The following is a 22,087-nucleotide window of genomic DNA, read 5'->3' as shown; positions in this document are numbered from 1 at the left end:
CCTCACACACGACGACGCCCGGCCCCCACGAAGGGACCGGGCGCCGTACGGAAGAGTCTGTTCGGTGATCCGCGATCGGATCAGCGGTTGATCACCGTCTTCGGATGCGTGTAGGGCAGGTCCTCGACCGGCAACGGGAACACGGTGTCCTCACCGTACGGGGAGAGCGGACCGGAACGCGTGGACGACAGTTCGGTGACAGCGTGCTCACCGTCGGCCAGCTCGGGCCATCCGTGGTCGACGTAATGCTTTTTCGAAGAGGTAGCCATGCGCTCATTTTGGCAGGTGAGTTCGGGGCCTGCTACCGCAGGTCTCTAATCTGGAGGGGATGTCCCCGACCACGCCCGCTCCCGACACTGCCTCGGACTCCCTCGCCCGCTGGCTGGCAGGTCGACGCGACACGGATCTGGCCGCCACGCTGCGCGCCCGTCCGGATCTCGTGGTGCCGCCACCGGCGAGCATGAACGTGCTCGCGAGCCGGGCTCAGCAACGCGCCTCGGTGTTCCGTGCGGCCGACGAACTCGACACCGCTGCCTTCGGGATCATCGAGGTGCTGGCCCGTCTCGGAGCGGTGGACACCCCCGTCTCCCGCGCCGCCGTGCTCGACGAGGTCTCCGGCCGCATCAGCGCGAGGAATCTCGACCGGATCCTGTCCATCCTGCGCTCGCTGCTGCTCGTGTGGGGGTCCACCGACGAACTGCGTCTCGTCGCTGCCGCCGTGGACGCCGTTCCGTGGCGCGTCGGACGCACCGGCGACGTCACCGGACCGTCCCGGCAGGAACTCGACGACCTCCTCGCGGCTCTTCCGCCCGAGCAGCGCAGCATCCTCGACACCCTGTCGCGTACGTCCCCGATCGGTCGGACCCGCGACGCCGCACCGGACACCCCCGCCGAGCGGCCCGTGCAGAAACTGCTCGCCGCCGGACTGCTCTTCCGCATCGACGACGAGACCGTCGAACTCCCCCACCGGGTGGGCCAGGCACTGCGCGACGACGCCCCCTTCGATCCGGCGGCGCTCGCTCCCCCGCGCGCACCGAAACCCACCCGATCGACCGCCGACGTCAATGCGACCGCCGCCGGCGCCGCCCTCGAACTGCTGCGGCACTGCGAGGACGTTCTCGACACCCTCGGTGCGCAACCCGCCCCCGTCCTCAAGGCCGGTGGGCTCGGTGTCCGCGAACTGCATCGCATCGGGAAGGCGGTCGGACTCGACGACGACGAGACGGCGCTCGTCGTCGAGGTCCTCGCGGGTGCCGGTCTGATCGCGCGGGGCCTCCCCGACCCGCCGACACCCGGGGACGACGATCACTGGGCCCCGACCACCGCCACCGATGCGTGGCTCGCGTCCTCCCCCGCCTACCGCTGGGCCGTGCTCGCCGGTGCCTGGCTCGATCTGCCGCGCCGGCCCTGGCTGATCGGCCGGCGCGACCAGAACGACAAGCCGGTCGCAGCGCTGTCCGACGAGGTGAAGTCCCCTACTGCCGCCCGCGACCGGCGGTTGCTGCTCGACGTCCTCTCCGACGTGCCGGCGGCGGGCACGGACGTCGCCGACCTGCGTGCCGCTGCGGCGTGGCGTCGTCCTCGCTGGGCGGGTCGCTTCGACACGACGAGCGTCGTGGAGACCGTGCGGGAGGCGACGACACTCGGTCTCGTCGCGCACGGCATGCTCGCGTCGCCGGGCAAGGCGCTGCTGCACGGCGGCGACGCCGAGGCCGAGATGGCAGCGGTGCTCCCCGAACCCGTCGACTACGTGCTCGTCCAGGCCGACCTCACGGTCGTCGCCCCCGGACCGCTCGTCCCCGAACTCGGCGAGCGGATCGCGCTCGTCGCCGACGTCGAATCGGCCGGTGCCGCGACCGTCTACCGGATCGGCGACAGCAGTATCCGGCGCGCGCTCGACGCCGGGCTCGGCGCGAGCGACCTGCACGGCCTGTTCGCGACGCATTCGCGCACCCCGGTGCCGCAGTCGCTCACCTACCTGATCGACGACGTCGCGCGTCGCCACGGACGCCTGCGGGCCGGTGTGGCGACGTCCTTCGTCCGCGCCGACGATCCGGCTCTGCTCACCGAGGTACTGTCCGCCCCGGTCGCCGCCACGCTCGCCCTGCGCGCGGTCGCCCCGACCGTCGCGATCTCGCAGGCGCCTCTCGCCGAGGTGCTCACCGAGCTGCGCGCCGCTGGTTTCGCTCCCGCCGGGGAGGACGCATCGGGAGCGATCGTGGATCTACGGCCCCGGGGTGCCCGCGTCGCGATGCCGCGTGCCCGGGCCCGCTATGCCGGGCCCACCGCGCCGAGCGACGAGCAGCTCGACACCCTCGTGCGCACGCTGCGCGCCGGCGACCGTGCGGAGTCCGCGACACCGACGGCCTCGGCACGGGGTGACGGCAGCCGATCCGGCGGCGCGGCGACGCTCGCGCTGCTGCAACTGGCCGTGCACGGCAAGCGCAGCGTCACCCTCGGCTACGTCGACGCCCAGGGTGTGGCGACGCGCCGCATCGTCGACCCGGTGTCGGTGGGCGGCGGGCAGGTGCAGGCCTTCGACCCGGCGACCGGCTCGGTGCGCAGCTTCGTGCTGCACCGTGTCACGTCGGTGGCCCTGGTCGACTGACGACGGGCACCTCGCGCAGGGTGCCGTCCGCGTCGGCGAGGAGGTTCACGGCATTTCCGTCGCCGGCGAACCGCTTGCCGTACCACCGGGGCATCCCAGCGAGCGCGATGGCGCGGGGCGCGTCGGCCCGCAGCGCGGTCGGGCCGACGAAGACGGTCCGATAGGCGCCGGCGACCGGAAGCGCGTCGGCATGCAGGGTCCGGAATCGTTGCTGCAGTCCGCGTATCGACCGCGGCAGCGCGCCGGTGTCCCGTGTCGTCATGAGTTCTCCTCGGCGGTGTGCGCGAATGTGGCTGTGCGGGAAGGGTGGTCGGAGGCACGACGCGCGGCGTAGCGTGCCACGAACCGTTCGGCCATCGCCGTGATGGTGAGCGACGGGTTGACTCCGACGTTGGCGGGGATCGCGGAACCGTCCACGACGTACAGACCCGGATGCCCGAACACCTGGTGATCGGTGTCGATCACGCCGTCCGCCGCGTCGGTGCCCATGGACGCACCGCCGAGGATGTGCGCGGTGATGGACTTGCCCCCGATGCTCTCGAGCAGCAGGTTGAGCGGTCGTCCGCCGATCGACTCGGCGAACGAGCGGGCGACGGCATTCGCCTGGGGCAGATAGCTCGGTGCCTGCAGCCCCTCTCCTGCCCGTGAACGCAGCACGCGCCGCCAGGGCCGCACCGGCGACCGGTCGAAGACCAGACGGATCTCGTTCTCCACGTCCTGCATCACCGTGAACACGCTGAGCCGCCGAATGAAGTTGCGCGCGAACACCGTCCGCAACTGCAGAACGGGGCGCGACGCCAGCGCCCGCAGCGCATCACGACGTCGCCGGCGGGGATCGGCACCGTCCACCAACGGCCCGAGCTGCAACCGCATGTGCCATCCCCCGACATAGCGGTTCTGCGTGACGTGGGTGCGCTCGTCCGGATAGAACTCGCTCGAGATCGTCGGTCCGCGAGTGAGGTCGACGTCGACGTCGTCGGCGAGCACGGCGGTGATCGCCTCGGAGTTGGTGCGCACGCCGACGCCGAGACGCTCCGAGACGTTCGGCAGTCCCCCGTTCTCCCGCGACCGGAACAACAGTTCCACGGTGCCGAGGACACCGGCGGCGAGGACGACCTCGCCGGCGCGCAGACGCTCCCCGTCGGCGAGTTCCACTTCGTACCCGCCGGCATCGAGAGCGGCGACGGACACCACGCGGCTGTCCGGGCGGATCTCGGCTCCGCGACGCTGCGCGAGCCACAGATAGTTGAGGTCGAGGGTGTTCTTGCTGCCGTACAGGCATCCGACGAGGCATCCGCCGCACATCACGCAGCCGGTACGCTCCGGCCCCTCGCCACCGAAGAAGGGATCGGGGACGGTGACACCCTCCTCGCCGAAATAGATCGCCATGGGTGTCGGACCGTAGGTCTCGCCCGCGCCGGCTCGTCGCGCGACGACCTCCAGGTGCTCGTCCATCGGCCCCTCGATCGGAGCGGTGGCGCGGCCGAGCACGCGGGCGGCCGTCCGGTAGTGCTCGGTCAGCTCCGCGCGCCATCCGCCCGGCACCGACGGCCAGGCGGGGTCGGTGAAGAAGGCGTCCTTCGGTTCGAGCAGTACACCTGCCCAGACGATGCTGCCGCCTCCCACACCGACTCCCCCGATGATCCCGACGTGGGAGAGGACGCGCTGGGAGAAGAAGCCGCGCAGCCCGATCTCGGGCATCCACAGGCAGCGACGGGGATCGCGGCGGGCAGCGGCGAAATCGTCCCGGGTGTGCCATCGGCCCTGTTCGAGCACGAGGACCTGCCGGCCCTGCTCGCTCAGGCGCAGAGCATAGAGGGCGACCCGTCCGGCGGCGCCGTCGACGTACAGACTGTAGGTTCGGTCCCCAGGGCGGTGAGGCTCAGGCCTGTGCCGCAAGCCCCACGAACGCCCTGCCGACGGTGAACTGGTTCTCCGGCCGTGGGAGCCCGTAGTGCCCACGCAGGGTGGATTCGGTGTACTCGGTGCGGAACAGACCGCGCTCCTGCAGGATCGGCACCACACCGTCGACGAACTTCTCGAGCCCCGACGGCAGCACGGCGGGCATGATGTTGAAGCCGTCGGCCGCGCCGGTGTGGAACCAGTGCTCGATCGTGTCGGCCACCTGCTCGGCCGTGCCCGCGAAGGTTCGATGGCCGCGACCGCCGCCGAGGCGTTCGATGAGCTGCCGCACCGTGAGGTTCTCCCGTCGCGCGAGCTGCACGATGAGCGTGTACCGGCTCTTGGCTCCCTCGATCTCGTCCTCGGACGGCAGGTTCTCCGGCAGCGGCTCGTCGAGCGGAAGCTGCTCCGGCCGCAACCCGAACCGTTCGGCGAGCTGGTGGCGCGCGTACTCGGGCGAGATCAGCCGGGCCAGTTCGGCGTCGAGTTCGCGTGCCTCCTTCTCCGTATCGCCGATGACGGGCACGATGCCCGGGAGGATCAGCACCTGCCGCAGGTCGCGGCCGACCTTGCCGACCCGATCCTTCACGTCGTCGTAGAACGCCTTGCCCTCCTCGAAGGTGGGCTGAGCGGTGAAGATCGCCTCGGCGTACAGCGCGGCGAAGTCCTTGCCGTTCTCCGACGAGCCCGCCTGCACGAGCAGCGGGTAGCCCTGCGGCGACCGCGGCACGTTGAGCGGCCCGGCCACCGAGAAGAACTCTCCCTCGTGTTCGAAGGTGTGGACCTTCGCGGAGTCGGCGTGGATCGCCGCCTCCTTGTCGGCGACGATCGCGTCGTCCTCCCAGCTGTCCCACAGCTTGGTCGACACCTCGACGAACTCGGCGGCCCGCGCGTAGCGGCTCTTGTGCGCCGGCACGCCGTCGAGACCGAAATTGCGAGCGGCGTCGTCACCGGCGGTAGTGACGATGTTCCAGCCGGCACGTCCCCCGCTGACGAAGTCCAGCGATGCGAATCGACGCGCGAGGTTGTAGGGCTCGTTGTAGGTCGTCGACGCGGTCCCGATGAGACCGATCCGCTCGGTGGCCGTCGCGATCGCGGTGAGGATGATCGTGGGTTCGAGCTTGCCGCTCGGACGCCGTTCGGGATTCGCGAACAGTACGGGGCTGTCGGCGAGGAACACCGAATCGAACCTGCCACGCTCGGCGGTGCGGGCGAGCGAGATGTAGTGCTGGATGTCGAGATTCGCGTTCGGGTCGCTCTCCGGCAGACGCCAGGCCGCTTCGTGATGGCCGACGGGCATGAGGAAGGCGTTGAGGTGCAATCGACGATCGGTCATGTCTTCTCCTGTCGTGAAAGGTCTTTCGTCACAGTTGCGTGATGACACCGAGGGCGGTGAGGAGGTCTTCACGGATGTCCCGGAAACCGGGATCCGTGATGGAACGGGGCTTGTCGAGATCCACGTGGCGGTCGACGGCGATGCGCCCTTCGTCCAGCACGACGATCCGGTCGGCGAGCACTATCGCCTCGTCGACGTCGTGAGTCACGAGCAGCACGGTGGGACGGTGCGCGCGGACGAGGTCGTCGAGCAGTCCGTGCATCCTGATGCGGGTCAGGGCGTCGAGCGCGCCGAACGGCTCGTCGGCGAGCAGCAACTGCGGCTCCCGCACCAGGGCTCGGGCCAGCGCGACACGCTGTTGCTCCCCACCCGAGAGTTCGAGCGGCCAGGCGTCCTCACGTCCGGCCAGGCCGACCTCGGCCAGCATCTCGGATCCCCGGCTCCTCCCCTGCCTGTCGAGTCCGAGCGTGACGTTGTCGAGCACGCGCTGCCAGGGCAGCAGGCGGGAGTCCTGGAAGGCGACGGAGACCTTCTCCGGTACCGCGAGTGCGCCACCGCGGATCTCCACGTCGTAGTCGAGACCGGCGAGCGCACGCAGCAGGGTGGACTTCCCGGACCCGCTCCTGCCGAGCAGGGCGACGAACTGCCCGTCGGGGATCTCGAGGTCGAGCCCGTCGAGCACGTTCCGGTCGCCGAAGCCGCGGATCAGGCCGCGGATGCGTACGGCGCTCATCCGCCCAGCGTCTTCCGCCAGGCGAGCACGCGACGCTCGAGCAACCGGAGGCCGGCGTCGGATGCCAGACCGAAGACGCCGTAGACGAGCAATCCGACGAGGATGACGTCCGGCTGACCGTAGTTCTGGGCGTTGAACATCATCTTGCCCAGGCCGCTCACGGCGTTGATGCTCTCGACCACGATCAGGGTGAGCCACGCACCGGTCACCGCCAGGCGCAGACCGAGGAAGAATCCGGGCAGCGCTCCTCGCAGCACCACCTTCCACACGAACTGTGCGCGAGTGAGAGCGAGGACCTCGGCGAGTTCGACGTAGCGCTGTTCGAGGGCCGTGAGAGCGTTGTGCGTCTGGATGTAGATGGTCACGACCGTCCCGAGTGCGATCACCGTGATCTTGAAGGTCTCGCCGATGCCGAGCCACAGGATCAGCAGCGGGATGAGACCCAGCGTCGGGATCGCACGCTTGAACTGCACGGGGCCGTCGATCAGGGCTTCACCGGTGCGGGTCAGACCGGATGCGAGCGCGAGCGCGGTGCCGATGACACATCCGATCACGAAGCCCAGCACGGCACGGCTCAACGATGCCAGGATGTGTTGTTGCAGAGTTCCTTCCGCGACGAGTTCGACCGCGCTGGTCACCACGGTCCAGGGAGCGGAGAGCTTGCGGTCGTCGATCCATCCGGCACCCGACCCGATCGCCCACACGGCGAGCAGCAGAACCACGCCGGTCATGCGCGAGAACGGGACGGCCTTGCGGAGACCGAGCCGCCGGAGCGGCCTGATCCCCTTCGTCGGTGCCTGATCGGTGGGGTCCGGTGGGCGGGCGCCGACCTCCACCGGCCGTGTCAGTGTGCTGGTCACGAATCCGACCCCTTCCGGTACTCCTGCGGAACCGACTCCGCGGCAATCGTTTCGAATCTGCGATCGAAGATCTGCTCGACGTCGAACTCGTCGAACCATCCGGCCTCGTCGAGCAATTCCGAGGTCTCCTGCGTCCATTCGATCGCGGAGTCCCAGTCGGTGGGATATGCCGGTTTCTGGCCGACGGTTTCGACGATCCGCCTGCCGTCCTCGTACGACACCCCCTCGCTCTCGACGTAGTACTTCCGGATCCACTCGTCCCGGTTCTCCCACGCCCAGACGTCGCCCTGTGCCCACAACGGGATGAACTCCTTGATCGCCGCGACCTTCGCGGGATCCTCGAGCACGGACACCGGAGCCCACAGAACACTCAGCGCGTCGACCTCGGGCGTGAACACCCCTCGCGCGCCCTCGGTTTCGTACTGGTTCAGGTACTTCGTGAGGGTCGGTTCCGCCAGCGGTGCGACGTCGACCTGTTTCGCCTGGAGCGCCGTGAGGAACTGCGTGCTCGGTAGTTCGACGAATTCCACCTCGTCGAGACCGATTCCGGCCGACTTCAGCGTCCGGAGCACGACGACACCCTGGGCCTGCCCCGGCGACAACGCGATCTTCCTGCCGCGCAGGTCGTCCAACGAATCGATGTCTGTACCGGGTGCCGTCGCGAGCGAGTACTGCGGCGAATCCTTCTCGCGTACGGCGACGATCCTGGCGTCGAGCCCGGTGGCACGGGCCTGGATGGGAGGAATCGCCGCATTGACCGCGAGGTCGACGGCGTCGCCGCGGAACGCCTGGATGACGTCGGGACCGGCCGAGACGTCGGGCCAGTCCGACACCGTGAACGGCAACTCGTCGATACGGCCGGTCGCTTCGAGCTGGATACGGGTGGGCTTGACGGCAATGCTCAACGACGTCCCCGGTGGAATCTCCTCGGGGAGTTCGGCGTCGGCGGACAATCCCCCGGTCGAACCGCCGGCGCACCCGGTGAGCACGACGCTCAGTGCGGCCGCGACGACGATCGGAGCGCGCGATCTTCGAGAGCGCACGAGTGAGGACACGATCATGAGAACTCCTTGCGAAGGTGAGGGGCGCGACGTCGCGCGAATACGCCGACGCGCGCCACCGGAAGACGAACGGGAACCCGAGCGCGGGCCCGACCTCGAGGACAGCAGTCCCGGGAACCGCAGTCCCGAGATCAGCGGTCGCGGTACGGAGAACAGTGACAGTGCGGACAGCCGCGGAACCGCGATCGGTGGACGACACGACACGCACGGTGTTCGCGACGCGAGGCACTGCGGCCTGCGATCACGGTCCGGCCCATCGCTCTCCCCCGTCCGCCCGGGCTGTGGACGTCCTCTGTCTGCACAGCATCGCCGGTGACGGTATCGGCCGCGCGGAACTTCCCGACAGGGATCGACGCACGGTGAAATCAACTCCGGACACCGGAATACGGAATATTTCAGCGCCGTGTTCGGATGGCGCACAGAATAATTCGAGCGACTGGCTTTTTTCGGGAAATGACGTATGGTGTGGTCCTGTCGAGTGGTTGTTCATCGAAGATGGAGTGACAATGGCCGACAAGGGCAAGAATCCGAAGAAGCCAGCGAAGTCCCTGAAGGAACGTCGCCAGGAGAAGCGGCAGAAGGCCGCCGAAGCCGGCGACTTCATTCGTAAGCGGAAGCGGAGCTGAATCCGGTTGCAGGCCATGGATCTCGAAATCGCAGCGCTCGAAGCGCTGTACGACAAGATAAGTGGATTGTCCGGTCGGGAAACGGGCACCGACGCACAGCGGCACGGATATCGCGCCGCATTGGCGCGTGCACGGGTGTTCGTTCTCGACGAGCGTGCCGGCGCGATGAAACAGCCGGCCTGAGAAAAGAGAAATCGGTACTGGAATGAAGCGGACGCTGCATGCCCTGGACAAGATCCAGGAACGACTCGAATCGGAACTGGATTCGAGACCTCCCGCCTCCGAGAAGGACGCCGGCTACCGGTCCGGTATCTCCGAGGCACTGGTGTGCGTGATGGAGGTGCGGCAGTCGCTCGCACGGTGAGTACGCCGTGAAACCGGTCGGCCGTGCGTTCCCGCCACGGGGGAACGCACGGCCGTACACCGTCGTGGTGGCGCGGTACGGCCCGAACCTGGAGAATGGGAAAGTTCTACTTTCCATCCACAGGAGGCACTCGTGGCCGACGGACCGCTCATCGTCCAGTCCGACAAGACCGTGCTCCTCGAGGTCGATCACGAACGGGCGAACGAGGCGCGGCAGGCGATCGCACCGTTCGCCGAGCTCGAACGCGCCCCCGAGCACATCCACACCTACCGGGTGACGCCGCTGGCATTGTGGAACGCCCGTGCCGCCGGTCACGACGCCGAGCAGGTCGTCGACGCGCTGGTCTCGCATTCCCGGTTCGCCGTCCCGCAGGCGCTGCTCGTCGACATCGTCGACACCATGAGCCGCTACGGGCGCCTCCAGCTGGTCAAGAACCCCGCCCACGGCCTGACCCTGGTCAGCCTCGACCGGGCGGTGCTCGCCGAGGTCCTGAGGAACAAGAAGATCGCCCCGATGCTCGGTGCGCGCATCGACGACGACACCGTGATCGTGCATCCGAGCGAGCGCGGACGCGTCAAGCAGATGCTGCTGAAGATCGGCTGGCCGGCCGAGGACCTCGCGGGGTACGTCGACGGCGAGGCCCATTCGATCTCGCTGGACTTCGAGACGAATCCCTGGCACCTGCGCGACTACCAGGAACTGGCCGCCGACTCGTTCTGGTCGGGCGGCTCGGGTGTCGTGGTGCTGCCGTGCGGTGCCGGTAAGACGATGGTCGGCGCGGCCGCGATGGCGAAGGCCGGCGCGACGACGCTCATCCTCGTGACGAACACGGTCGCCGGGCGCCAGTGGAAGCGCGAGCTGATCGCCCGCACCTCCCTCACCGAGGACGAGATCGGCGAGTACTCGGGTGAGAAGAAGGAGATCCGCCCGGTCACCATCGCCACCTACCAGGTGATCACCCGCAAGTCGAAGGGTGAATACCGCAATCTCGAGTTGTTCGACTCCCGCGACTGGGGGCTGATGATCTACGACGAGGTGCACCTGCTGCCGGCGCCGGTCTTCCGTATGACCGCCGACCTGCAGTCCCGCCGCCGCCTCGGTCTCACCGCGACCCTCGTGCGCGAGGACGGACGCGAAGGCGACGTCTTCTCGCTCATCGGCCCGAAGCGGTTCGACGCGCCGTGGAAGGACATCGAGGCCCAGGGCTGGATCGCGCCCGCCGACTGCGTGGAGGTCCGCGTGACCCTCACCGACGCCGAGCGCATGGCGTACGCGGTGGCCGAGCCCGAGGAACGGTACAAGCTGTGCTCGACCGCGCGCACCAAGATCCCGGTCGTGAAGTCGATCCTCGAGCAGCACCAGGACGCCCCGACACTGATCATCGGTGCCTACATCGATCAGCTCGACGAGCTCGGTGAAGCGCTCGACGCCCCGGTCATCAAGGGTTCGACGAAGACGAAGGAACGCGAGGCGCTGTTCGACCGGTTCCGGTCGGGCGAGTTGAAGGTGCTCGTGGTGTCGAAGGTCGCGAACTTCTCCATCGACCTGCCGGAGGCCTCGGTCGCGATCCAGGTGTCGGGCACCTTCGGTTCGCGTCAGGAGGAGGCCCAGCGTCTCGGGCGGTTGCTGCGTCCGAAGCACGACGGCGGGCAGGCCCACTTCTACTCCGTGGTCTCGCGCGACACCCTCGACGCCGAATACGCCGCGCATCGCCAGCGGTTCCTCGCCGAGCAGGGTTACGCGTACCGGATCACCGACGCCGACGACCTGCTCGGACCGCAGATCGGCTGACGCGGGGCGTCCCTGCGCGACGCGTCACAGGGACTCCGTGTCACTGCGGCCGGTATTCCTGTTCGGGGCGGCCGGTGGTGCCGTAGCGCAACTGCATCCGCAGGCGTTTCTTCGCGACGAGCGCCGCGAGATAGCGCTGTGCGGTCGCGCGCGACACCCCGATCGTCACGGCCACCTCCCCCGCCGACATCGGTTCCGGTGATTCCCGGAGCGCCTGCATCACGAGCTCTTCGGTCATCGAACGCGAGGGTGCCGGGCGGGCGGCCGGCAACACCGGCCGCAGTGCGGCCAGCGCCGTGTCGATCTCGGTCTGGGTGAGCTCCTCCCCCGCGACGACCCTGCGGTACTGCGCGTAGGCCGCCAGCCGGCGGGCCAGTTCGGTGCTCGCGAACGGCTTGACCAGATACACCAGTGCACCAGCGGTGAGTGCCGCGCGCACCGTCGTGCCCTCGCCGGCGGCACCGAGCACGAAACTGTCGCATTCGAGGCTCCGGATCAGGTCGATCCCGGAGCCGTCCGGTAGGTACACGTCCACGAGGGCGAGATCGACGGGACCGGCCCGAACGGCGTCCCGGGCCGCCGCGATGCTCCCGGCGACCGCGCAGACCTCGAATCCCGCCACACCCGAGACCACGGAGGCGTGGAGTTCGGCGACCCGGAAGTCGTCGTCGACGACGAGGACCTTCAGATCCGTTCCGCCCATCCCGTGTCCCTTTCGTCGAGCATCCCGGGCAGCGTCGCCAGGAAGACCGCACCCCCGGTCGGATTCTCCGGCGTGCGCTGCCCGCCACGGTCCGCCAGCACGACGTCGCCGCCGTGCAGCCGTGCGATGCGCCGTGCCAGCGCCAGCCCCATTCCGCGGCCACCGGGCACCGTCGGATCGCTGCGGGTCGTTGCGCCCTCGGCGAAGACGTCGGGCAGCGCGGGATCGACGCCGTCGCCGGTGTCCGCGACACTCACGTGCAGGTCGGCACCGTCCTCCATCAGTTCCACCTCGACCTCGGCCGGAGCGCGCCCGCTCGTGCGTGCCGCCTCGATCGCATTGTCGAGCAGGTTGCCGAGCACCGTGGTGACGTCGACGGGTGCCCGCACGGTGGCGTGCACCCACGTGTTCTCGCCGAGCACGAGCGTGACTCTCTGCTCGCGCGCATGCGCGGCCTTCGCGACGAGGAAGGCGTGCAGGTACGGGTCGGTGATCGCGTCGATGCCCTCGAGCTGCTCACCGAGCGGACCCGAACCGAGGATCTGTTCGATGTACTCGAGCGCCTGCTCCGCATGCCCCCGGCGGAGCAGTCCGTCGAGCAGGTGGAGCCGGTTCGCGAACTCGTGCCGCTGGGCCCGCAGTGCCGTACTCATCGCCTTGACCGCGTCGAGTTCGCGCGTGAGCGTCTCGATGTCGGTCCGGTCCCGCACCGACATCACCGTGCCGAGATCCCGGCCGTCACGCACCACACGCCGCGAGACGGCGACGACGACCCGGTCGCCGGTGGTCGCCGCGACCGGGATGCCGTCCGCGGAGCGCAGCACGTCGAGCAACCGCGGGGTCATTCCGAGGGTGTCGACACTGTGGCCGATTCCGTCGTCGAGGCCGACGTTGCGGCCGATCCGGTCGTCGAGATCGAGCAGGCGACGCGCCTCGGCGTTGACGACGGTGACGATGCCGCGGGCGTCGGTGCCGACGACCCCGTCGGAGATCCCGTGCAGCACGACCTCCTGTTCGCGGACCAGCTCGGTGAGCTGCTCGGGTTCGAGTCCCAGGGTGAGCCGCTTCCAGCGGTTGGCGAGCAGCAACGACCCGACAGCACCGCACACGAGTGCCGCGAGCGCGATCAGGACGGCATCGGCGAGGTCGCTGCGCAGGTCGGCGCGCACCCGGTCGGTGGCGATGCCGACGCTCACCTCCCCGACCACTCTGCCCGAGGCGGGATCGGTCACCGGCACCTTGGCCCGGACCGAATCGCCGAGCGTGCCCGACTCGCTGGTCACGACCTCCCGTCCGGCGAGTGCCTCGGTGGGGTCGGTGCTCACCCTCCGGCCGAGCTGCTCCGGATCGGGATGCGCGAGCCGGAGTCCCTGGTCGTCGGTGACCACGACGAACAACGCTCCGGTGGCGGTGCGGACGGCCTCGGCGGCCTGCTGCACCGCACCGGATGCGAGTTCCGGGTTGTCCGGGGAGACCACCCCGTCGTCGGCGGCCGAATAGCGTGCGACCTCGTCCCGCACGGTCGGGTCCGCGGACACCGACCGTGCGATCGCGAGCGCCCGCTGACCGTGCTCGTCGGTGACTCGGTCCTCGGTGGTGGTGGCGAACACCGTGAATCCGATGCCGAGTGCCACCGCCACCACCGCGGACTGGAGCAGAAGTACCTGGGTGCGAAGTTTCACGGCGTCGCTCCCGTTCGTCCCATCCGTCCAGTGTGGCCCGGGGCCGATCTCATCCGAACGGAATCTGCCCGAGTACCACCCCGACGACGAGCATCACGACCGACACCACTCCGGCGCGCCACAGCACCTTGCGGTGATGGTCGGCCAGTGGCACCCCGGCGAGGGTCACCAGCAGCAGGATCGCCGGGACCAGCGGGCTCTGCATGTGGACGGGCTGTCCGGTGATCGATGCGCGCGCCATCTCGACCGGTTCGATGCCGTACTGCGCTGCCGTCTCCGCCAGCACGGGGAGCACCCCGAAGTAGAAGGCGTCGTTGGTCATGAAGAAGGTCATCGGGATGCTGAGCAGGCCGGTGATGACGGCGAGGAACGGGCCGAGTGCGTCGGGGACGACGCCGGTGAGCCACAACGCCATCGATTCGACCATGCCGGTGCCTTGGAACACGCCGGTCAGGACGGCGGCGGCGAACACCATCGCGACGACCGACACGATGCTCGACGAATGGCGTGCGATCGCGGTGGACTGGTCGACGACGCGCGGGAAGTTCACGGCCAGCGCGATACCGGCGGCGATCATGAACAGCACGGGGATCGGCAGGATGTCGAGGCCGAGGACGACGAGCAGCGCCACCGTGAGGATCGCGTTGAAGGGCAGCAGACGCGGACGCAGGGTCGGACGGTCGGGGTCGAGTCCGGCAGCCAACCGACCGACCTCCCCGTCGGTCGTATCGGTGTCCTTTCCGACCGTCGTACCCACTCCGGACGGACCGGCGCCGAGCGGCATCAGGTCGGGCTTCCACGTGAGCTTTCCGAGGCGGCGACGTTCGACGAAGCCCAGGTGAGCAGCGAAGCCCAGCACGACCACGAGTCCGACGACGAGCGACGGGATCATCGGGACGAACACGTCGGACGGGGACAACCCGAGCGCGCTGGCTGCACGGACCGTCGGCCCGCCCCACGGGATGATGTTCATCGTGGCGTTCGCCAGGCCCGCGACGACGGTGAGGACGACGGGGCTGACCTTCAGTTTCAGGTAGAGCGGCAACAGTGCGGAGGTGGTGATGATGAACGTCGTGGACCCGTCCCCGTCGAGGGAGACGACCATCGCCAGCACAGCGGTTCCGATCACCAGTCGTGCCGGGTCGTCGCGCACGAGCCGCAGGATGAGCCGCACGAGGGGGTCGAACAGGCCGACGTCGATCATGATGCCGAAGAAGATGATCGCGAAGAACAGCAGCGCCGCTGTGGGGGCGAGACTTTCGACGCCGTCGACGATCATGTCGCCGATGTCGGTGCCGGCTCCGGCGATCAGGCCGAAGGCGACCGGGATCAGGATCAGGCCGACGACCGGGGTGGCCCGTTTCGACATGATCAGGTACATGAACGTGGCGACCATCAGGAAGCCGAGGACGACGAGCATGGCGGTGCCCACTTTCTGACGGGGTCGGGGCCGGTCCGGGCACACGTCGACCACGGGTCGCGGGCGCGACCGGAGGTTTGGTGTGGGGGTCCGGCTCGAAGCCGTGAGGGTTGTGTGATCTCTGCTACAGCAGAGTGTGTGGCCACGTCCCTCACCGAGTCACCGTTGCGCGCGAAAGCGCCGTTGTGCGCATTCTGCTCGAGCCCGTCGTGGTCGGCCGAAGGGCTCCAATAAGCTGGTGGCGTGCGCCGCTTCGACTTTCCTGTGGACCTGCCCCATGCCAAGGCCGTGAACCAGACCCTCGCGGATGTCCGTCGTCTGCGGTGGTCGGCAATATTCGTCGGCCTGGTGTGCGTCGCGGGTGCGGTGGGTCTGTTCCTGCTCGGCGAGGCCTGGGCGTACATCGTCGCCGCCGTGCTGGCGGTCGCGGCCGCGACGTCGGTGTGGGTGGCGCTGTGGGCGCCGCGCAAGGTGGGGAGCATCGAACAGCTCTACCGCGACAGCCCGCTCGTCCCGGCCGTCGTCGCCGCCAAGCGTGCCCGCGGGCTGACGCTACTCGCGCTGGTCGACATCGCCAAGCCCGAGACGTCCGGCCGGCACTTCGCTCTGGTCACCCGCAACGTGGAGGCGGTGCCGGGTCACCGGATCGCGATCGGTGAGCGGGTGCCGTGTGCCGCGGTCCTGTCCGACCGCACGACCCGCAACGACTCGGGGGTGTGGCAGATGGTCGGCCCCATGCCGATCGCCTGGGGTACCCGTGATCAGAAGGTCATCGCCGACGCGGTCGCGCAGATCCCCGAGGTGGAGTGGCGCTTGCTGAAGGACAAGCTGAAGATGGTGGACCAGGTCGACGCCACGGACGAGCGTCGCCTCGAACTGGCGAGCAAGGAACTGCCGCCCGAACTGCGGTGACACAGGACTGCGGTGACATGGAAGTACGCACGCTGACCGACGGCGCGGTGGTGCTCTCGCCACCGGGTCCGGCCGACGTCGACGCCATCGCCGAGGCGTGCCGGGATCCTCTGATCGCCCGGTGGACCACCGTGCCCTTCCCCTACACCCGGGCGGACGCGCTGCACTTCGTCGAGGAGGTCGTTCCGGCCGAGTGGGCGCAGGGATGGCCCGACTGGGCCGTGCGCACCGCCGCGGACGGAGTGCTGTGCGGCATGGTCGGATTCGTTCCGCGTGAGGGATCGGATCCGGAGATCGGGTACTGGATCGCACCGACGACGCGGCGCCACGGACTCGCGACCGCCGCGGTGCGACTGGCATGCGGTTTCGCTTTCGCCCCGGGCGGCATGAACGTCCCGCGGGTCGCGTGGCGTGCCTTCGTCGGTAATCGTGCCTCCGCGGCCGTCGCACGGCGGGTCGGGTTCCGGTACGAGGGCATCGCCCGCAACGGCCTGCTCCAGCGGGGCGTGCCGCGGGACGTGTGGGTCGCCGGACTGTCGGCCGACGACCCACCCGGACCCGTGACCGGCTGGCCCCTCTAGCTCTCAGGGGCCGTGTGCATCACGCGAGGTGCGGGAGCACTTCCTTCTCGAGCAGTTCCAGCCCCGAGGTGTCGTAGGCGGCCTCGGGAACGTAGAAGATCGCGTACTCGAGCCCCTGCTTCTTCAGCGCGGTGAGGTTCTCGACGATCTGCTCGGGGGTGCCGACGGCGGGCATCCCCCGGAAGGCGTCGAGCGCCCCGTCGGCCTTCTCCGCTCCGACGATCGGTTCGAGACGGGCCCGCAGTGCCTCGAGCCGGTCCTGCACCTCGGCTTCGGTGCGGCCGATCGCCACGTTGTAGTTGGCCGATCGCACGATGGCGTCGAAGTCGGTGCCGACCTCGGCGCAGTGCTCGCGCAGGATCTCCGACTTGCGCGCGAACCCTTCGGGTGTGCCGTCGAAGTTGGTGTACTGCGCGTACTTCGCGGCGATCTTCAAGGTCACCTTCTCGCCGCCGCCGGCGATCCACAGCGGAATACCGCCGTCCTGCAGCGGAAGCGGACGGACGATGGCTCCGTCGACGGTGTAATGCCTACCTGAGAACGTCGCGGAACCCGTGGTCCACGCCTGTCGGAAGATCTGCACGCCCTCGTCGAGCCGGCGCAGCCGCTCACCCGGCGACGGAAATCCGTAACCGTATGCGCGCCATTCGTGTTCGTACCATCCGCCGCCGATCCCCATCTCGATGCGCCCACCGGAGATGATGTCGGCGGTGGCCGCGACCTTCGCGAGATAGGCGGGGTTGCGGTAGGCCATGGCGGTACACATCTGGCCGATGCGCACACGCTCGGTGACGGCGGCGAAGGCCGACACGAGGCTCCATGCCTCGTGGGTGGCCTCGTCGGTGGGCGCAGGGACGGTGTGGAAGTGGTCGTACACCCAGATCGATTCCCACGGTCCGCGATCGGCGCGGAGCGCGAGATCGCGCATCACCTGCCACTGATCGGAGGGGTCGATGCCGACGAGGTCCAGTCGCCAACCTTGGGGGACGAACAATCCGAAACGCATACGTGTCCTAGGGTCGAAGTGACGTTGTGCAGTGCCGGTTCGGCCGGCGCCACCTGTTCCAGTGTGCGCCGCGGCCATGGCGAGTATCGCGGAACGAAGCGGAACATGCAGGCCGCTCCGAGCAGAGCCAGACCGCCCACGGTCAGGGCACCGGCGGCCAGGGACAGGGTGGCCACGGCGCCGACGGCGAGCGGACCGACGAACATGCCGGTGTCGTGGGTGAGCCGCCAGGCCGCCAGGAACTCCGCGCGGGTCGCAGGTGGTGCCGTGTCGGCGCCGAGCGTCATGATCACTCCGTTGCCCAGACCGTTACCGATGCCGAGCACCACCGCGACCGCCGCGAGCGACGCCAGGTCGTCGGCGACCGGCAGGATCAGGAACGCCACCCCGATCACGAGCAGCGACGGCACCGCGACGGCCCGTCGCCCGTACCGGTCCATCAGTTGCCCGGCCGGATACGAACAGAGCAGGTCGACGGCACCGCCGATCCCGAAGACGATCGAGACGGTGGCCGCGTCGAGTCCGATATGACTCGCCCACAGCGGCAGCACCGCTTCGCGCGACGCCCTGGCCGCACCCATCAGCAGCGACCCGACGCCGAGTGTGCCGAGCAGTCGACGGTGCCGTCGCAGGATCGTGCCGAGCGAGGTGTGCGTGCGCTCACCGGTTCCGGCGTCCGTTCGTCGCCCGGTGCCCGGAGCCCGCGCCATGAGGACGCCCGACAGCACCACCCCGACGGCCTGTACCGCGAGGCCGCCCCGAACTCCCACGAGGTGGATGACACCGGCGCCGAGGAACGGACCGAGGAAGAAACCGAGTCGCCACATCGTGGCGAAGGCCGCCATGGCCCGTGCTCGTCGCTCGATCGGCACGGCCTCGGCGAGATAGCTCTGTCGCGCCAGACCCCACACCGCGTTGGCGAACCCGGTGAGCACCGCGCCCGCGGCGAGAACCGCCGGTGTCCAGGCCGTGAGGGAGACCAGGACACCGACGGTTCCCAGGGCGGTACCTGCGATGATCGCGCGCCGCTCCCCCAGCCGCGCGACGATGCTTCCCGCCGGCAGGTCGCCGATCACGGCGCCGAGCGCGACGAGTGCGACGATCACCCCCGCCACGGGCACCGACGCGCCGAGTTCGCGCGCGACCAGTGCCACGACGGGGGCACCGGCACCCTGGCCGATCCCGAAGATCGCCGACGGCACGAAGACCGTGGTGATCAGCGGTTTCGGGTCGAATCCCTCCGTCATGCGGCCACGACTCGGGGCCCGGACGGTTCGGCAGAGATCACTGGTCGGCGCGCCACCGCGACAGGCGGCGTTCGATCGCGACGAGAACGCCGTTGAAGACGAGCCCGACGAGCGAGATCGCGATGATGCCCGCGTACATGTCGGGGATCCGGAAGTTCAACTGCGACGCGGTGATCAGGTAGCCGAGACCGGCCTTCGCGCCGACCATCTCGGCGGCGATGAGCACCAGGATCGACGACGCCGCCGCCATCCGGACACCGGTGAAGATCGTCGGCGCGGCCGCGGGCAGCACGACCTTCTGGAACAGGCGGTGCGCCGGAAGACCGAGCGACCGCGCGGACTTCACCAGCAGCGGATCCACCGTGCGCACACCGGAGATGGTGTTGAGGAGGATCGGGAAGGTGCACGCATAGATCACCAACGCGACCTTCGAGGTCTCACCGATACCCAGGATCAGGATGAACACCGGGAGCAGCGCGAGGGCGGCCGTGTTGCGGAAGACCTCCAGGATCGGGTTCAGCAGATCCGCGACCGGCTTGTACCAACCGATCGCCACCCCGAGCGGCACCGCGATCGCGACGGCGACGAAGAACCCGACGAGCGCGCGGGACAGGCTCGCCGCCAGATGGTCGGCGAGCTGACCGTTGCCGATCAGGTCGAGGAACGCTCCGACCACGGTGGTGAACGGTGGCAGGAACACCTCGTCGACGAGCCCGACCCGGGGAGCGATCTCCCACAGCGCCAGGAAGGCGACGATCGCGACGGCCGGCTTGACGAAACGCCACACCAGGGCACCGGTACGCCGCCCGGCGCTGCGCACCGGGGATCCGGTCGGCGTGGCTACGGGTACGACGTGATCGTCGAGCTCGGGTTTCGTCAGAACGGCACTAGTGCTGGACATGCTGAGCCTCTTCCGTTGCTGTGGCGAGTTCGAGGTCGTGCGCGCGGGCCACCTCCGAGTGCAGCAGCGACCAGATGTCGTGCCGCAGCGCCCGGAATGCCTCGCTCGAGCGGACGTCGTCGACGTTCCGGTCGATGTCGACGTCGACGACGGTCTTGATCCGGCCCGGTCGGGACGTGAGGATCGCGACGCGCTGCCCCAGATAGACGGCTTCGTCGATGCCGTGGGTGATGAACAGGATCGTCTTGCCGGTCTCGTGCCGGATGCGCAGCAGTTCGTCCTGCAGGGATTCGCGGGTCTGGGCGTCGAGTGCCGCGAACGGCTCGTCCATGAGCAGCACTTCGGGGTCGAAGGCGAGGCTGCGTGCGATGGCGACGCGCTGCTTCATGCCTCCCGACAACTCGTGCGGGTAGCGGTCGCCGAATCCGTGCAGGCCTACGAGATCGAGGTAGTGCCCGGCGAGATCACGACGCTCCCGCTTGGGCAGACCCTTCGCCTCCAGACCGAATTCGATGTTGCTGCGCGCCGTGCGCCACGGGAGCAGTGCGTACTGCTGGAAGACGATTCCACGGTCCAGTCCGGGACCGCTGATGGGTCGGCCGTCGAGCAGGATCTGCCCCGAGGTCGGTGTGCTGAGACCACCGAGAAGGTCGAGCAGGGTGGATTTTCCGCAGCCGCTCGGGCCGACCAGGACGAGGAACTCCCCGTCGGCGAGGTCGAGACTGATGTCGTCGAGCGCGGTGAAGGTGTCGTTCGTGCCGCGCACCGGGAACTGCTTGGTGACGTGGTCGATCCGGAGTTTGGGCTCGATCACTTCGCCTCCTCGAGGGGTTCACCGTTCGGGCCGCTGGTGGGCTCGTAGGTGCCGTTGGCGTAGGGGTTGAATTCGTTCGTGTAGACGTCGTCGAGTTCGATCTGCCCTTCGTCGAGTTCACCGTTGCGCGTGAGCCAGTCGATCCACGTCCGGATCTCCTGGTCGGTGATCACCCCACCGGGGCCGGCGACGCCGGGGCTGCGCCAGTACTCGACGAGGCTCGTCGACTCGTTGCGTCCGCGACCGTCGATGATCTCCTCGAACTTCGCAATCACCTCGTCGCGCGGGGTCACCTGGGTCCAGCGGATGGCACGGGCCGTGCCCTGCACCAGGTCGGCGACGGCATCGCGGTTCCGCTCGATGAAGTCGTTGCGGAACACGAGTGTCCCGTAGGAGAACGATCCGAAGAGGGACTCGTCGGTGAAAAGCGGCCGGATGCCGCCCCGTTCCACCGCGGTCTCGCGGAACACGCTGCCGAGCGTCCCGACGTCGATCTGTCCTTCGCGCAGAGCCTGTTCGGTGTTGACGGGCGGGACCACGATGAGCTCTACCTGCGCGATCTCCTCGGGAGTCAGGCCCTGCTGAGCGAGCCACTCCCGCACCAGGAATTCGTGGTGGGCACCGAGGGTGTTCATGCCGACCTTCTTGCCGATCAGATCGCGCGCGGTGCGGATCGGGCTGTCCTCGAGGACGAAGTAGCCGTTGAAGGTCTGCTCGTCGGACCCGTAGTAGGCGAGCACGGAGGTCAGCGGTGAGTTGCCGGCCTGCGCCTTGATCACGGCACCGTTGAACGCGCCGCCGAAGTCGATCTGGTTCGTCGCGGTGTTCTGGAGCGACTGGGGGCCGTTGCCGTTGTCGCCGATCCACTCGAGCTCGACGTTCTCGAAGTATCCGAGCGATTCGGCGAGTTCGGGGAATCCGACCTGTCCGGCCGAGCCTTCGTAGCGGAGAACGGTCTTGCCGTCCGCAGTGGTGGTGGCCTCGGAATCCGAACAGGCCGTGGCGACGGAGGCGAGGGTGAGGAAAGCTGCGGTGGCAGCGACGACGCGCAGCAGATTTCTGCGCAGGGCGGATGCGGGCATCAGGATTCGAATCCTCGTGTCGGCCCGTGGTGCGGGCACGGTGATGTGGTGCCCGAGCGTGCCGGGCACGGTGATGTGGTGCCCGAGCGTGCCGGGCACGGTGATGTGGTGCCCGAGCGTGCCGGGCACAGTGATGTGGTGCCCGGTCGATCCGGGCACAGCGAACTACGCACCGGCGGTGCGGTGATGAGCGCTACTGTTCGTCAGTGGCAAGAGATGTGATTGTCGCTCAGCGACAACACAACCGACACTCGGACACGGTCCGTCCCCCTTCGACGTTCTGCGACCGTGACAGCATCCCCGACCCGCGTGCAGGGTCGCAACGATTGTGCGCAGCGTGATCGGAAGTGGCGGATCCTTCCCCCACGCATGCCGAAGGCCGGCACATCGACTGTGCCGGCCTTCGTTGCAGTAGGGACGATGCAGCAGGGATCAGGAACGGAAGAGCGGGAACAGGC

The 22,087-nt window shown here is 68.7% G+C and carries 21 protein-coding genes; 6 read left to right on the top strand and 15 right to left on the bottom strand.

Annotation, left to right across the window (positions count from 1 at the left end; all coding sequences use genetic code 11):
- Positions 1-80 precede the first annotated feature (80 nt).
- Complete coding sequence (locus ACLBYD_RS15500) at positions 81-269, bottom strand: hypothetical protein (RefSeq protein WP_006551681.1); 189 nt, start codon at positions 267-269, stop codon at positions 81-83.
- A gap of 59 nt (positions 270-328) precedes the next feature.
- On the opposite strand from ACLBYD_RS15500, the gene ACLBYD_RS15495 reads away from it, so the two are divergent.
- On the top strand, positions 329-2,608 hold the full coding sequence (locus ACLBYD_RS15495; protein WP_447817134.1) for a helicase-associated domain-containing protein: 2,280 nt from the start codon (positions 329-331) through the stop codon (positions 2,606-2,608).
- Here the strand turns inward: ACLBYD_RS15495 and ACLBYD_RS15490 are convergent.
- From ACLBYD_RS15490 to ACLBYD_RS15465, 6 genes are read right to left on the bottom strand one after another with little or no spacing between them, the layout of a single operon-like run.
- Positions 2,583-2,870 carry a hypothetical protein gene (locus ACLBYD_RS15490; RefSeq protein ID WP_447817133.1) on the bottom strand — a complete coding sequence of 96 codons (288 nt, stop codon included), beginning with the start codon at positions 2,868-2,870 and terminating at the stop codon, positions 2,583-2,585. The genes ACLBYD_RS15495 and ACLBYD_RS15490 overlap by 26 nt on opposite strands.
- A complete protein-coding gene (locus tag ACLBYD_RS15485; RefSeq protein WP_447817132.1) occupies positions 2,867-4,507 on the bottom strand; it encodes a GMC oxidoreductase in 1,641 nt (546 codons plus the stop codon). Before ACLBYD_RS15485 ends, ACLBYD_RS15490 begins: the two co-directional genes overlap by 4 nt.
- Complete coding sequence (locus ACLBYD_RS15480; protein WP_447817131.1) at positions 4,491-5,846, bottom strand: LLM class flavin-dependent oxidoreductase; 1,356 nt, start codon at positions 5,844-5,846, stop codon at positions 4,491-4,493. Before ACLBYD_RS15480 ends, ACLBYD_RS15485 begins: the two co-directional genes overlap by 17 nt.
- 28 nt (positions 5,847-5,874) lie before the next feature.
- Positions 5,875-6,600 (bottom strand): ABC transporter ATP-binding protein, encoded by a 726-nt coding sequence (locus ACLBYD_RS15475; protein WP_447817141.1) that lies wholly within the window; start codon positions 6,598-6,600, stop codon positions 5,875-5,877.
- Positions 6,576-7,439, bottom strand: a complete 864-nt coding sequence (locus tag ACLBYD_RS15470) for an ABC transporter permease (RefSeq protein ID WP_447817130.1) — start codon at positions 7,437-7,439, stop codon at positions 6,576-6,578. The genes ACLBYD_RS15475 and ACLBYD_RS15470 overlap by 25 nt, the downstream gene beginning before the upstream one ends.
- Positions 7,436-8,500 (bottom strand): ABC transporter substrate-binding protein, encoded by a 1,065-nt coding sequence (locus ACLBYD_RS15465; RefSeq protein ID WP_447817129.1) that lies wholly within the window; start codon positions 8,498-8,500, stop codon positions 7,436-7,438. The genes ACLBYD_RS15470 and ACLBYD_RS15465 overlap by 4 nt, the downstream gene beginning before the upstream one ends.
- Before the next feature lie 641 nt (positions 8,501-9,141).
- Here ACLBYD_RS15465 and ACLBYD_RS15460 point away from each other — a divergent pair.
- From ACLBYD_RS15460 to ACLBYD_RS15450, 3 genes are all read left to right on the top strand, one after another.
- Positions 9,142-9,309, top strand: coding sequence for a hypothetical protein (locus tag ACLBYD_RS15460; RefSeq protein ID WP_019289942.1), 168 nt, complete (start codon positions 9,142-9,144; stop codon positions 9,307-9,309).
- Positions 9,310-9,331: 22 nt separating this feature from the next.
- A complete protein-coding gene (locus tag ACLBYD_RS15455; protein ID WP_016691299.1) occupies positions 9,332-9,490 on the top strand; it encodes a hypothetical protein in 159 nt (52 codons plus the stop codon).
- Positions 9,491-9,622: 132 nt separating this feature from the next.
- Positions 9,623-11,281, top strand: coding sequence for a DNA repair helicase XPB (locus ACLBYD_RS15450; RefSeq protein ID WP_019289944.1), 1,659 nt, complete (start codon positions 9,623-9,625; stop codon positions 11,279-11,281).
- A gap of 40 nt (positions 11,282-11,321) precedes the next feature.
- Here the strand turns inward: ACLBYD_RS15450 and ACLBYD_RS15445 are convergent, their stop codons facing one another.
- From ACLBYD_RS15445 to ACLBYD_RS15435, 3 genes are read right to left on the bottom strand one after another with little or no spacing between them, the layout of a single operon-like run.
- The gene (locus ACLBYD_RS15445) at positions 11,322-11,984 is read right to left on the bottom strand and encodes a response regulator (RefSeq protein WP_006551688.1); all 663 of its coding nucleotides are present in this window, start codon (positions 11,982-11,984) and stop codon (positions 11,322-11,324) included.
- Positions 11,966-13,666 (bottom strand): ATP-binding protein, encoded by a 1,701-nt coding sequence (locus ACLBYD_RS15440; protein ID WP_447817128.1) that lies wholly within the window; start codon positions 13,664-13,666, stop codon positions 11,966-11,968. Before ACLBYD_RS15440 ends, ACLBYD_RS15445 begins: the two co-directional genes overlap by 19 nt.
- Before the next feature lie 49 nt (positions 13,667-13,715).
- Positions 13,716-15,086, bottom strand: a complete 1,371-nt coding sequence (locus ACLBYD_RS15435) for a CitMHS family transporter (protein ID WP_447817140.1) — start codon at positions 15,084-15,086, stop codon at positions 13,716-13,718.
- Positions 15,087-15,329: 243 nt separating this feature from the next.
- Between ACLBYD_RS15435 and ACLBYD_RS15430 the strand changes: the two genes are divergently transcribed.
- Both ACLBYD_RS15430 and ACLBYD_RS15425 read left to right on the top strand, forming a co-directional pair.
- The gene (locus ACLBYD_RS15430; RefSeq protein WP_447817127.1) at positions 15,330-15,998 is read left to right on the top strand and encodes a DUF3239 domain-containing protein; all 669 of its coding nucleotides are present in this window, start codon (positions 15,330-15,332) and stop codon (positions 15,996-15,998) included.
- A 17-nt stretch (positions 15,999-16,015) separates the two neighbouring features.
- The gene (locus tag ACLBYD_RS15425) at positions 16,016-16,579 is read left to right on the top strand and encodes a GNAT family N-acetyltransferase (RefSeq protein WP_447817126.1); all 564 of its coding nucleotides are present in this window, start codon (positions 16,016-16,018) and stop codon (positions 16,577-16,579) included.
- 19 nt (positions 16,580-16,598) lie between these two features.
- On the opposite strand, the gene ACLBYD_RS15420 is transcribed toward ACLBYD_RS15425, so the two are convergent.
- From ACLBYD_RS15420 to ACLBYD_RS15400, 5 genes are read right to left on the bottom strand one after another with little or no spacing between them, the layout of a single operon-like run.
- A complete protein-coding gene (locus ACLBYD_RS15420; protein WP_447817125.1) occupies positions 16,599-17,585 on the bottom strand; it encodes an LLM class F420-dependent oxidoreductase in 987 nt (328 codons plus the stop codon).
- Positions 17,507-18,832: an MFS transporter gene (locus tag ACLBYD_RS15415; RefSeq protein ID WP_447817124.1), complete on the bottom strand. Its 1,326-nt coding sequence runs from the start codon at positions 18,830-18,832 to the stop codon at positions 17,507-17,509. Before ACLBYD_RS15415 ends, ACLBYD_RS15420 begins: the two co-directional genes overlap by 79 nt.
- Positions 18,833-18,869: 37 nt before the next feature.
- Positions 18,870-19,733 carry an ABC transporter permease gene (locus ACLBYD_RS15410; protein ID WP_447817123.1) on the bottom strand — a complete coding sequence of 288 codons (864 nt, stop codon included), beginning with the start codon at positions 19,731-19,733 and terminating at the stop codon, positions 18,870-18,872.
- Positions 19,720-20,547, bottom strand: a complete 828-nt coding sequence (locus ACLBYD_RS15405) for an ABC transporter ATP-binding protein (RefSeq protein ID WP_447817122.1) — start codon at positions 20,545-20,547, stop codon at positions 19,720-19,722. Before ACLBYD_RS15405 ends, ACLBYD_RS15410 begins: the two co-directional genes overlap by 14 nt.
- On the bottom strand, positions 20,544-21,629 hold the full coding sequence (locus ACLBYD_RS15400; protein ID WP_447817139.1) for an ABC transporter substrate-binding protein: 1,086 nt from the start codon (positions 21,627-21,629) through the stop codon (positions 20,544-20,546). The genes ACLBYD_RS15405 and ACLBYD_RS15400 overlap by 4 nt, the downstream gene beginning before the upstream one ends.
- Positions 21,630-22,087: the final 458 nt, after the last annotated feature.

The sequence above is a fragment of the Rhodococcus sp. C26F genome (assembly GCF_053345925.1).
This window is presented reverse-complemented; position numbering and strand designations above follow the sequence as displayed.

Excerpts from the sequence above, each read along its gene's own strand:
- ACLBYD_RS15500 (WP_006551681.1), bottom strand. The coding sequence starts at position 269 with ATGGCTACCTCTTCGAAAAAGCATTACGTCGACCACGGATGGCCCGAG.
- ACLBYD_RS15495 (WP_447817134.1), top strand. The coding sequence starts at position 329 with ATGTCCCCGACCACGCCCGCTCCCGACACTGCCTCGGACTCCCTCGCC.
- ACLBYD_RS15490 (WP_447817133.1), bottom strand. The coding sequence starts at position 2,870 with ATGACGACACGGGACACCGGCGCGCTGCCGCGGTCGATACGCGGACTG.
- ACLBYD_RS15480 (WP_447817131.1), bottom strand. The coding sequence starts at position 5,846 with ATGACCGATCGTCGATTGCACCTCAACGCCTTCCTCATGCCCGTCGGC.
- ACLBYD_RS15465 (WP_447817129.1), bottom strand. The coding sequence starts at position 8,500 with ATGATCGTGTCCTCACTCGTGCGCTCTCGAAGATCGCGCGCTCCGATC.
- ACLBYD_RS15460 (WP_019289942.1), top strand. The coding sequence starts at position 9,142 with ATGGATCTCGAAATCGCAGCGCTCGAAGCGCTGTACGACAAGATAAGT.
- ACLBYD_RS15455 (WP_016691299.1), top strand. The coding sequence starts at position 9,332 with ATGAAGCGGACGCTGCATGCCCTGGACAAGATCCAGGAACGACTCGAA.
- ACLBYD_RS15445 (WP_006551688.1), bottom strand. The coding sequence starts at position 11,984 with ATGGGCGGAACGGATCTGAAGGTCCTCGTCGTCGACGACGACTTCCGG.
- ACLBYD_RS15435 (WP_447817140.1), bottom strand. The coding sequence starts at position 15,086 with ATGCTCGTCGTCCTCGGCTTCCTGATGGTCGCCACGTTCATGTACCTG.
- ACLBYD_RS15425 (WP_447817126.1), top strand. The coding sequence starts at position 16,016 with ATGGAAGTACGCACGCTGACCGACGGCGCGGTGGTGCTCTCGCCACCG.
- ACLBYD_RS15420 (WP_447817125.1), bottom strand. The coding sequence starts at position 17,585 with ATGCGTTTCGGATTGTTCGTCCCCCAAGGTTGGCGACTGGACCTCGTC.
- ACLBYD_RS15415 (WP_447817124.1), bottom strand. The coding sequence starts at position 18,832 with ATGACGGAGGGATTCGACCCGAAACCGCTGATCACCACGGTCTTCGTG.
- ACLBYD_RS15410 (WP_447817123.1), bottom strand. The coding sequence starts at position 19,733 with ATGTCCAGCACTAGTGCCGTTCTGACGAAACCCGAGCTCGACGATCAC.
- ACLBYD_RS15400 (WP_447817139.1), bottom strand. The coding sequence starts at position 21,629 with ATGCCCGCATCCGCCCTGCGCAGAAATCTGCTGCGCGTCGTCGCTGCC.